This window comes from bacterium, from assembly GCA_016873475.1.
Taxonomy (GTDB): domain Bacteria; phylum Krumholzibacteriota; class Krumholzibacteriia; order JACNKJ01; family JACNKJ01; genus VGXI01.
In genome coordinates this window covers 21,483-31,934 of the sequence record VGXI01000016.1, presented here as the reverse complement: position 1 = coordinate 31,934, position 10,452 = coordinate 21,483, and the positions used below count along the sequence as shown (strand labels likewise).

Here is a 10,452-nt window from a genome sequence, read left to right as displayed (position 1 = left end):
AACCTCGAGATCGAGGATCGCGCCCAGGGCCCGGGTGGCTTCATCGCGCTGGACGAGCTGGTCTGGAGCGACGCCGACCCCGCCGCAGCGGAGCCGCCCCTCCTCATGCCCCCCGCGCTGGGCTTCGCGTTGAGCGAGGCCCCAGCCAATCCCTGGCTGCCGGCCGCGGGGCCGCTGCGCCTCGCGCTGCGCATCGACCGGCCTGGCCCTTACGGCGCCGCCCTCTACGACCTGCGCGGCCGCTGCCTGGCGCGCTTCGGCGCGGCCGACTACCCCGCCGGCACAGCCGCGCTCGCCCTCGCCGCCGTCGACCTGCCAGCCGGCGTGTACCTGCTGCGGATCTTCGGCCCGCACGGCGCGCTGTCGCGCAAGCTCGTGCTACTTCGTTGAGGTGTGGGCGAGGGCACTCGCCGAGCGAATCCGAAGGCTGAGTCGAGGCGGGTGCCCTCGCCTGCGCCCCATTGACGCGGCCGGACTTGCGCGCCATCTTGTCGTCGCGCGGGTCGGACCTCCGACCGAGCGGGGTGGGTGGGCGCGATCAACCCGTCAGCCATTGGCTCCCGGCCAAGGGCCGGGCCGTCGCGGAGGTCAGCAGATGCCCGTCGTCCTCACGGATTCTCAGCTCACGATCGAAGACATCGTCGCCGTTGCGCGCGGCGGCGAGGCCGTCGAACTCCACCCGGACGCCCGCGCCCGCATCCTCGCCTGCCGCGCCTTCATCGAGCAGCGCATCGAGGCGCGGGAGATCATGTACGGCGTCAACACCGGCATCGGCGAGTTCTCGGAGATCGTCCTCGACGACGAGCAGGTGCAGCAGTTCCAGCGCTATCTCATCTACAACCACGCCGCCGGCATCGGCGAGCCGGCGCCGCTCGAGCACGTGCGCGCGGCGATGCTGCTGCGCGCGAAGGTCCATGCGCACGGCCACTCGGGCTGCCGGCTCGAGATCACGGAAACCCTGATCGCCATGCTCAATCGCGGCGTGACGCCCGTGGTCTGCGTCAAGGGCTCGGTGGGGGCCTGCGGCGACCTGGCGCCGATGAGCCAGATCGCGCTCGCTCTGCTCGGCGAGGGCGAGTGCTTCTACGAGGGCGAGCGCCTGGCCAGCGACCGCGCCTTCCAGAAGGCCGGCATCCCGGTACCGGGGCTCATGGCCCGCGACGGCCTGGCCACGATCAACGGCTCGAACCTGCTCACGGCGATCGGCATCCTCACGCTGCACGACGCCGAGCGCTGGCTGAGGCACGCGGACATCGCCGCGGCGATGACCCTCGAGGCCCTCAAGGCCAACATGAAGCCCTACGACGAGCGCCTGCACAGCCTGCGCGGCTTCCGCGGCGCCGTGACCAGCGCCGCCAACCTGCGCCGGGTGATGGCCGGCTCGGACCTGCTCACGGGCAAGGAGAAGGTGAAGGTGCAGGACGCCTACTCGATGCGCTCGACGCCGCAGGTGCACGGCGCCGTGCGCGACCAGCTGCGCTGGACGCGCGAGCAGCTCCTCATCGAGGCGAACGGCGTGGGCGACAATCCCATCTTCCTGCCCGCGGACAAGGTGGTGCTGACCGGCGCCAACTTCCAGGGCTCGCCGGCCAGCATGCCGATCGACCACATGGGCGGGGCGATCACCATGGCTTGCGTGCTCAGCGAGCGGCGCCTGAATCGGCTCACGAACCCCGCGCTCAGCGTCGGCCTGCCCGCCTTCCTCACCAAGGGCGCCGGCATGTTCAGCGGGCTCATGCTCAGCCAGTACACGGCCGACATGCAGGTGGTGGAGCAGAAGCTCCTGTCGACGCCGGCCTACCACCAGTCGATCCCGGCCGCCGCCGACCAGGAGGACTTCGTCTCGATGGGCATGAACTCGGCCCTCAAGACGCGGCAGATCGTGGACACGGCCTGCGGTGTGCTGGGCATCGAGCTGATGGGCGCTGCGCAGGCGCTGGACTTCCGCAGCTACGGCTTCGGCAAGGGCACGCGGGCCGCGCACGCCGTGATCCGCCAGCACGTGGAGTTCCTGGACGTCGACCGGCCGCTCTACCCGGATCACAACGCGATGGCCGCGCTGGTGAAAAGCGGCGAGATCCTCGAGGCCGTCGAGGCCGTGGTGGGCGAGCTGGGCACCTACTGACGAGCGGCTTCCCCCCGACGTCGCGTTGACCCCACCCTTGGTCGGGGCTACACTTCTCTCGTTGCCCCTGGCTCGGAGGTGGATGATGGGTAGGACCCCTGCGGGGCGGCCGCCGCTCGCCCTCGCTTCTCTGGCTCTGCTCGTTGGTCTGCTGGCATCCGGCGCGGGTGAGACACCGCGCCCCGCGGAGGAACTGCCGCCCCCGGGGGCGGGCGCCCGGACCGACACGCTCTTCCTCTTCGCCGCCGAGGGGCCCGGCAGCCCGGGCAGCCCGGGTACGGATGCCCGCGGCTTCACCTTCGACGGCCCCGCCGGCGAGGCCGCCCCGGCCGGCTGGCACGGGGTGGACCTGACCGACGAGGGGGTTCACTGGCAACTCGCCAGCACCGCGATCTGCGCGGGCACGGGCACGGACATGAGCCCGGCCCAGCCCTTCGACCCCGGCGACACGCACAACGACTTCGCGCTCTGGTGCGGCGGCGACGATCCCTGCTGGGCGGATCCGCTGGGCTACGGCAACGACTGGGACCAACTGGTGGTGATCGACCTTACAGGCCATCCAGTCACGGACAGTGTGCGCCTTGACCTCGCCTACCGCAGTGACTTCGAGGGAGGGGACTACGACTACTTCAGTGTCGCCGTGAAAGTCTGGGTGACTCCGATTCGCTGGGACGGGGTCTTCTTCAATCATACGGGCAGCGATCGCACCTTTCGCGAACTGAGCGTCAGCATCCCCGCCCTTGAGTTCGATGACATGGCGGAGCGTCCGCAGGTTGCCCTGCGATTCACATCCGACGGCGGCTGGTCCGATGAAGACGGCTCCTATCTTTCGGATGTCGGCGCTGTCTGGATCGACAACCTCCGGGTGAGCGTGGACGGCGAAGAGGTCCTCGCCACGGATTTCGAAGACGGCATCGTCCCCGCGCGGCTCAGTCTCATCGCGTATCCCGCTGCCGGCGACTTCGCCCAGCTCTACCAGGGCCTCTACCAGGGCAACGCCGATCCCGTGAACGAGAGCTTCGTCTGGGCCTGCTTCGACAGCCTCACATCGGCCTATGAAGCGCCCGGCTACGAGTTCGGCATCGTCCGGGGTCCTCCCTACGTGGACAACGCCATCGAGAGCCCGCCTCTGGCCGTGGATGGGAGCGGAGCGCCGCTCGCTCTCGGGCCGGCAACGCGCGTCCTCCTCCGGGCCGATATCTACTGGGACCTCAGCATCAGCGACCTGATCTTCGTCGCCTGGGAGATCGGGGCCCGCCTGACAGGGCAGCCCTGCCCGGGCTCCTTTCACAGCAACAACACGGTCTACTACGGGGAGCTCCAGGACTGGACCACCAGCACCTGGGACGTGACCGACTACCTCTGGGAGTCCGCGGGCGGGCAGTTCTGGCACATCGATGCTGTCACCGCGCGGCTGCGCGTGGTCGACATGTATGGCGAATGGGGCTTCGGCTACTGGGAGGAGCGCAACCAGGCGCCCTACTTCGACAACATCCGCCTGATGCTGGTGGAGGGCGATCTCACGGCGGCGCCCGCAGTGCCGGCGGCCAACCTGGCGCTGAGCGCGCAGCCGAACCCCTTCAACCCGGCGACCGAGCTGCGTTTCAGTGCTCCGGCGGATGCGCCCGTTCGCCTCGACATCTTCGATCTCGCGGGCCGGCGCGTGGCGACGCTGTTCGAGGGGCCGGCGACCGGCGGCGAGCAGCGCGCGACCTGGATCGGCCGCGACGGGCGGGGCAATCCCCTGCCCGCGGGCGTCTATCTCGCCCGCCTGAAGACGGCGGACGAGTTCTCGGCACTGAAACTCCTGCTCCTGAAATGATCGGCGTCCCCGGGAACTTGCCGCGGACGCGGGCGTAGCGCCCGCCAGACACTGCACCCTTGGCAGCACTGAGATGCCGACGAGAGCCCCCGACCCAGCTCGGGGGCTCTTCCTTTGGCGTCCGGTTTCAGGATCAAAGAAGATTTCTCGCTCTGGTTGTAATCAGGGGCGGGAAGGGGTATTTTGGCAGCCGGCGCCCGAAATACCCCCGTTCACCCGCGGGGGCGCCAAGGACTGCTCCGGCATGAAGCGTTGCCAAGTCGGCCCCTTCGCGAGCCTCGCGCTCCTGTTCGCCTTCGCCCTTGCGCCGGCTCTCCGCGCCGCCGAGGCCGACGCCTGCCTCGACTGCCACGACGACCCCGGGATGAAGAGCGAGGCGGGGCGGGCGATCCATGTCGCGCCTGACGCCCTGAAGGGATCGATCCACGCGGATCTCGACTGCACGGACTGTCACGCCGGCGGCAACTTCGACGACGCGCCGCACTGGCGATCGGGCAACGGCGTCGACTGCGCGACCTGCCACGACCGCGTCAGCAACCTCTGGATGGAGCGCTTCTCCGAGCACCTCAAGCGCAAGAACTACCCGGGCCAGATTCCCGGCTGCGGCGATTGCCACGGCAGCCATCAGATCAAGGCCGAAGTGCCCGGCGGCAACGTCGCCGTCTGCGGACGCTGCCACGGCGCCCAGGAGCAGCAGTACCGCGCGAGCTACCACGCCCAGCGCTACGAGGACGACCCGCGCAAGTACCCCACCTGCGTCACCTGCCACGACCCGCACTTCAAGGGCAAGCAGGAGCTGATGGGGGCGACGGCCTTCAAGCAGGAGATCGTCCTCACCTGCTCACGCTGTCACCAGAAGGACATCGAGACCTACGTGCACTCCACGCACTACCGGCGCCTGGAAGAGAACGGCGACAACCGGGCGCCCTCCTGCGTGGACTGCCACGAGTCGCACGCCATTCGCAAGCCGACCGACCCGAAGTCGAAGGTGCACACGGACAACATCTCGCGCACCTGCGACGGCTGCCACCCGGGCCATCGCGCGAGTCTGCACAAGGAGCGGGGCGAGGCGGTCTCGAAGGTGAGCTGCACCTTCTGCCACACCGGCCACCAGACGGACATGACCTCGATCGCCGCCGTCGTCTACAAGTCGGGCGGCATCTTCAACAAGTGCAACTACTGCCACCGGGAGCACACGCGCTCGGAGAAGGGCGAGCTGCTCGCGCACAGCAAGGTCATGGACAAGGACCTGAAGGGGGCGGACGTCAACTGCTCGGAGTGCCACGTCTACCACTGGCAGGTGAAGGACGCCGAGGGGCACACACGCGATAGCCACCCCGACTGCGCCAACTGTCACGCCGAGCAGAACCTCGCCTACGCCAAGTCCATCCACGGCCGGGCGCGCGCCGCCGGTATCGACGCCGCGCCCACTTGCACCAGCTGCCACGGCGACACGAAGGTCATCTCGCCAGAGACGCGGTTCACGCCCGAGGGCATCGTGGAGCTCTGCTCGAGCTGTCACGCCAACAAAGACCTGATGCTCAGCTTCGAGATCAATCCCTACGTGGTGCAGGGCTTCAAGGATACCTACCACGGCAAGCTCTACGGGCTGATGACCGAGGGCCTGCGCTTCGCCGTCTGCACGAACTGCCACGGCCACCACGGCATCCAGGAGCCGGAGTCGTCCGAATCCTCGGTGAACCGGGGGCACATCGTCGAGACCTGCCGGCAGTGCCATCCCAAGGCCGAGGAGAACTTCGTCAGCTACCTGGTGCATCCGATCAAGCCGAGCGCCGCCGAGCTGGCCGACGCGCGCGCGAAACACCCCGGTGGGCCGCCCGTGCTCGACGACTCGGCACGGGGCGGTCCCGGTCGCCGCGAGCAGGCCTTCCAGACCGCCTTCTCGGCCGCCGATCGGGCGATGAAGCTGCTCTTCCTCATCGTGATCGGCTTCTTCGGCCTGCATACGGTGCTCTGGTTCCAGCGCGGCATCCGGCCCCGTCTGCGCCAGGAGAAGCGTTACTTCCGGCGCTTCACCCCCTACGAGCGTTTCCTGCACATCCTCGTCAACGTGAGCTTCCTCGCGCTCTGCCTCACCGGCCTGCCGCAGTCCTACGTGGAGACGGCGCCCGGCAAGTGGGTGCTCGAGAACCTGATCTCGCTGAAGACCGCGCAGCAGCTCCACTACTGGGCGGCCGCGGTGACGGGCCTCTACTTCGCGCTGCACCTGGGCCAGCTCGCGCTCAAGCTGCGGCGGATCGGCTGGCGCGGGCTGCTCACCGGCCCCGACTCGCTGGTGCCGAACAAGAAGGACTTCACGGACTTCGTGCAGCACGTCCGTTGGTTCGCCGGTCGCGCCGAGCGGCCGCGCTTCGATCGCTGGACCTACTGGGAGAAGTTCGACTACTTCGCCGTGTTCTGGGGCGTGGCCGTGATCGGCCTGTCCGGCCTCATCCGCTGGCGTGAGGAGTTCTTCGGCAATCTCCTCGGTGGCGGTGCCGTCTCGCTGGCCGACACGGTGCACAAGGAAGAGGCCCTGCTCGCGGCGGCCTTCATCTTCATCGTGCATTTCTTCAACACGCACATGCGCAGCGAGAAATTCCCCATGGACGTGAGCATCTACACCGGCCTGGTCAGCGAGGAAGAACTGCAGGCGGAGCGGCCGGCCCAGTGGGCGCGCTTGACGGCCGGGGGCGGCGAGCCGCGACTGGTGAAGGCCCGTTCGCTCTGGGCGGTGGTGCTGGCCTACGCCTGGGGCAGCTTCGCGTTTCTGCTCGGGCTGCTGCTGCTCGCGCTGATCATCATCGGCTTCGCGACGGGCGGGCCGCACTGACCTTCCGGCGAGGCGTGTCACCCATGGCGCGGGGCGGGGCGGTCCTTCCGCCCCGGCCTGCATCCGAACTAGGGGAAGAGCTGCTGCAGGATCGCGGGATCGCGCTCCTCCCAGGCGAGCAGCGTGTGGCAGGTGTCGCAGTCCTGGCTGATCGTCGCGCCGTCGGCGCTCGTGTGCGCGTCGTCGTGGCAGCGGAAGCAGCCGGGCGAGACCTCGTGGCCAATGTGGTTCGCGTAGGTGCCCCAAGTCACCTTCATCTGAGGGAAGACGTTGCGCTTGTAGATCTCGGTGGCGGTCGCGGCCGCAGCGGCGACCGCGGCGCTGTCGATCGTCAAGCTGTCGCCCGCGTGCTCGGCGTAGAAGGCCGCGAGCCGGGCCGGGATCTGGGTTGCCGCCTCCTCCTGACTCGCGTACTCGGCCGTGATCGCGGCCAGCGCTTCGCGCTTGATGAAGGGGAGCGCGTCGTCGATGCGGCCGGCCACGATCGCCTCGTCGAGGGCGATGTTCGGATCCTCGAAGGTGTGCGTGGGTCGGTTGTGGCAGTCGAGGCAGTCCATGCGGCGAACTTCGCGCGCGGCAAGTGAGTCGGCGGTCAGCTCGGTGCCGTCCTTGAAGTACTCGGTGACCTGGCCGTCGGGTCGGCGCGCGCGCACCCAGAGAATCTCCTCCCGCTTCTCGTCCGCGACGTAGTCGACCTCGAGATTCACGTGCCAGTGGATGCCCTCGGTGAACCCGGACTCCTGACCGCCGCCGCCCACCTTGAGGACGAGCGCATTGACGATCTCGCTGTTCGCCGCGTCCGCCTCGAAGTGCCGCTTCACGAGCACCTTGTCGCCGTGGAACTTCTCCGGCCAGTGGCACTGCTCGCAGGTCTCGCGCGCCGGCCGCAAGTTGTGAATCGGGGTCTCGATCGGCTTCGCGTAGTTGCCGACGGTCACTGCCCAGACCTGCCGCAGGCCGGAGAGCTTCGAACGCACGTACCAGTCGGCGCCCGGACCGATGTGGCAGTCCACACAGGAGACGCGTGCATGGGGCGAGTTCAGGTAGGCCGTGTTCTCGGGCTGCATCACGGCATGACAGACCTTGCCGCAGAAGGTGACCGACTCGGTGAACTCGACGCCGCGGTAGCTGAGCGTGGCCACGATGAGCAGCAGCAGCGTGCCGCTGATCGTCACGACCAGGAAGCGCGCGCGATCGGAAGGCTGATTGAGATCCCACTGCGGGAAAGGATACAGCGGACGGTCATCGCCGGCTGCCGCCCGGCGATGGGCCCGATAGCGGCCCAGGACGACGAGCAGGACGCCCAGCGCGAAGAAGGCCGGCAGGACCAGGAAGGTGTAGATGCCCAGGTAGGGCGAGTGAAGAAAGCCCAACGAATCCAGGATCAGGAGCAGCACGATGGGGATGCCGCTCAGGTACATCACCATCATGCCAATGAGGCCCAGAGGGTGGCTGATGTTCCTGAGCGTCAGGACGCGGAAGTTGTCGGCCAGGTCTCGCAGGCGCATCGAGGACCTCCGGGGATGGGGCGCCCAGGGTAGCGGAATCCCCCCATTCAAGGCAAACTCAGCCTGAAATTCCAGTGTAAACGCCCGTTGACCCTTGATTGGAGACTAGAAGGTCCATATTCTAGGCCAGTTGGCGGTCCGGCCAGGTCCCGGCGCCAGAGATCCCGCTTGCCCAAGGAGTGTCCGATGCGCGCTCTGATTTCCGGCGGCACCGCGCCGCTGGCCCTTGCGCTCCTGCTGTTGGCGGCGCCGGCCAGCGGTCAGGACGCGGCGGCCGCGCCGCCGGCAGCCCCGCAGATCGGCGACAAGGACTGCCTGGACTGTCACGAGGGCTCGGGCGGCGATCCCGTCGAGGTCACGCCGGCCCACCTGGCCAAGAGCGTCCACGCCGACTTCGGTTGCCTGGACTGCCACGCCGACATCACCGAGCTGCCGCACGCGGACGACCTGCCCGCCGTCGACTGCGGCCTCTGCCACGACGAGGTGAGCAGCGTCTACACCCGGCATGGCCTGGGCAAGGTGGGCGTCAGCCCGGGGGTGCCGAGTTGCAGCGATTGCCACGGCACGCACGACATCCGGGCCGTCGCCGAGAAGGGATCGCCGGTCAACCCGCTCAACCTGCCGAAGACCTGCGCCCGGTGCCATGAGGACAACAAGTTCACGGAGGCCCAGGGCATCCGTTTCAAGCACCCGGTGAACGTCTACACGAACAGCGTGCACGGGCGGGCGGCGCTGGGCGGCATCTACTCGGCGGCCACCTGCAACGACTGCCACTCGACGGACGGCAGCGCGCACAAGATCCTGCCGCCGGGCGACGTGAACTCCGCGATCAACCACTTCAACATCGCCAAGACCTGCGGCAAGTGCCACCAGTACATCGCGCAGGACTACCACGAGGGCATTCACGGCCAGCTCACCGAGCGCGGCCAGGTGGAGTCGCCGATCTGCACCACCTGCCACGGCGAGCACAACATCCTGCCGACGGCCGATCCGCGCTCGCCGGTCAGCGCGAACCGCCTGGCGGAGGCCACCTGCTCGCCCTGCCACGAGTCGGCGATGCTCAACGACAAGTACGAGCTGCCGACGGGGCGCCTCCAGTCCTTCCAGGACTCCTATCACGGGCTGAAGAGCAAGGCGGGCGACGCCACCGTGGCCAACTGCGCCTCCTGCCACGGCGCCCACCGCATCCTGCCGGCCGCGGACTCCACCTCGACGATCCACCCGGCCAACCTCCAGCATACCTGCGGCGGCTGCCACCCCTCGATCACGGCCGAGATCGCGGCGACGCCCATCCACCAGGACACGACGGGCCTGCACACGGGTGTCGCCGGCATCGTGCGCGTGATCTACCTCGTCTTGATCACTGTGGTGATTGGGGGCATGGCGCTGCACTGGCTCGTCGACCTCGCGCACCAGATCCGCAAGGTGATGGCCAAGCGTCAGGTGCGACGCATGGACGGCGACGAGGTTGTCCAGCACTTCGTGCTCGCCCTCTCCTTCACGGTGCTCGTGATCAGCGGGTTCTCGCTGCGCTTCTACGAGGCCTGGTGGTCGCGCTGGCTCTTCAGCTGGGAGGGCGGTTCCGGCTTCCGCGGCGATCTGCACCGCATCGCTGGCGTCGTGCTCCTGCTGGCCTCGGTCTGGCACCTGTTCTTCCTGATCACGCGCCGCGGCCGGATCTTCCTGCGGGAGATGTGGCCGTGCGCCCAGGACCTCCGCGACTTCTTCGGCATGATGGCCTACAACCTCGGCCGCAGTCAGAAGCACCCGCTCTTCGGCCGCTTCTCCTACGTCGAGAAGGCCGAGTACTGGGCCCTCGTCTGGGGCACCATCGTGATGGGCGCCACGGGCCTGCTGCTCTGGTTCGACAACCTCTTCGTGAACTGGCTGCCCAAGGGTTTCCTCGACGTGATGCTCGTCATCCACTACTACGAGGCCTGGCTCGCCTTCCTGGCCATCCTCATCTGGCACATGTACTCGACGGTGTTCAGCCCCAAGGTCTACCCGATGAACCCCTCCTGGCTGACGGGCTTCATGCCGGAGGAGCAGTTCAAGGCCGAGCACCCGCTGGCGCTCGCGGCCAGCAACGCGGAGGAGGCGGCGATCATCGCCGAGCGAGAAGCGGGCGAGCGCGGCCCGGCGATCTAGCGCCGGGCGCCGCGCG

At 68.3% G+C, this 10,452-nt stretch carries 5 protein-coding genes; 4 read left to right on the top strand and 1 reads right to left on the bottom strand.

All coding sequences use genetic code 11. The features are described 5' to 3' along the window. Positions 1-595: 595 nt before the first annotated feature. The 3 genes from FJ251_02880 (at position 596) to FJ251_02870 (ending at position 6,780) form a co-directional block, all read left to right on the top strand. Positions 596-2,125, top strand: a complete 1,530-nt coding sequence (locus FJ251_02880; GenBank protein ID MBM4116673.1) for a histidine ammonia-lyase — start codon at positions 596-598, stop codon at positions 2,123-2,125. 82 nt (positions 2,126-2,207) lie between these two features. Further along, positions 2,208-3,947, top strand: coding sequence for a hypothetical protein (locus tag FJ251_02875; protein ID MBM4116672.1), 1,740 nt, complete (start codon positions 2,208-2,210; stop codon positions 3,945-3,947). A gap of 73 nt (positions 3,948-4,020) precedes the next feature. After that, positions 4,021-6,780 carry a hypothetical protein gene (locus FJ251_02870; protein ID MBM4116671.1) on the top strand — a complete coding sequence of 920 codons (2,760 nt, stop codon included), beginning with the start codon at positions 4,021-4,023 and terminating at the stop codon, positions 6,778-6,780. Positions 6,781-6,848: 68 nt separating this feature from the next. On the opposite strand, the gene FJ251_02865 is transcribed toward FJ251_02870, so the two are convergent. After that, the gene (locus FJ251_02865) at positions 6,849-8,288 is read right to left on the bottom strand and encodes a cytochrome C (protein MBM4116670.1); all 1,440 of its coding nucleotides are present in this window, start codon (positions 8,286-8,288) and stop codon (positions 6,849-6,851) included. 186 nt (positions 8,289-8,474) lie between these two features. Between FJ251_02865 and FJ251_02860 the strand changes: the two genes are divergently transcribed. Then, positions 8,475-10,436 (top strand): DUF4405 domain-containing protein, encoded by a 1,962-nt coding sequence (locus FJ251_02860; protein MBM4116669.1) that lies wholly within the window; start codon positions 8,475-8,477, stop codon positions 10,434-10,436. Positions 10,437-10,452 lie beyond the last annotated feature (16 nt).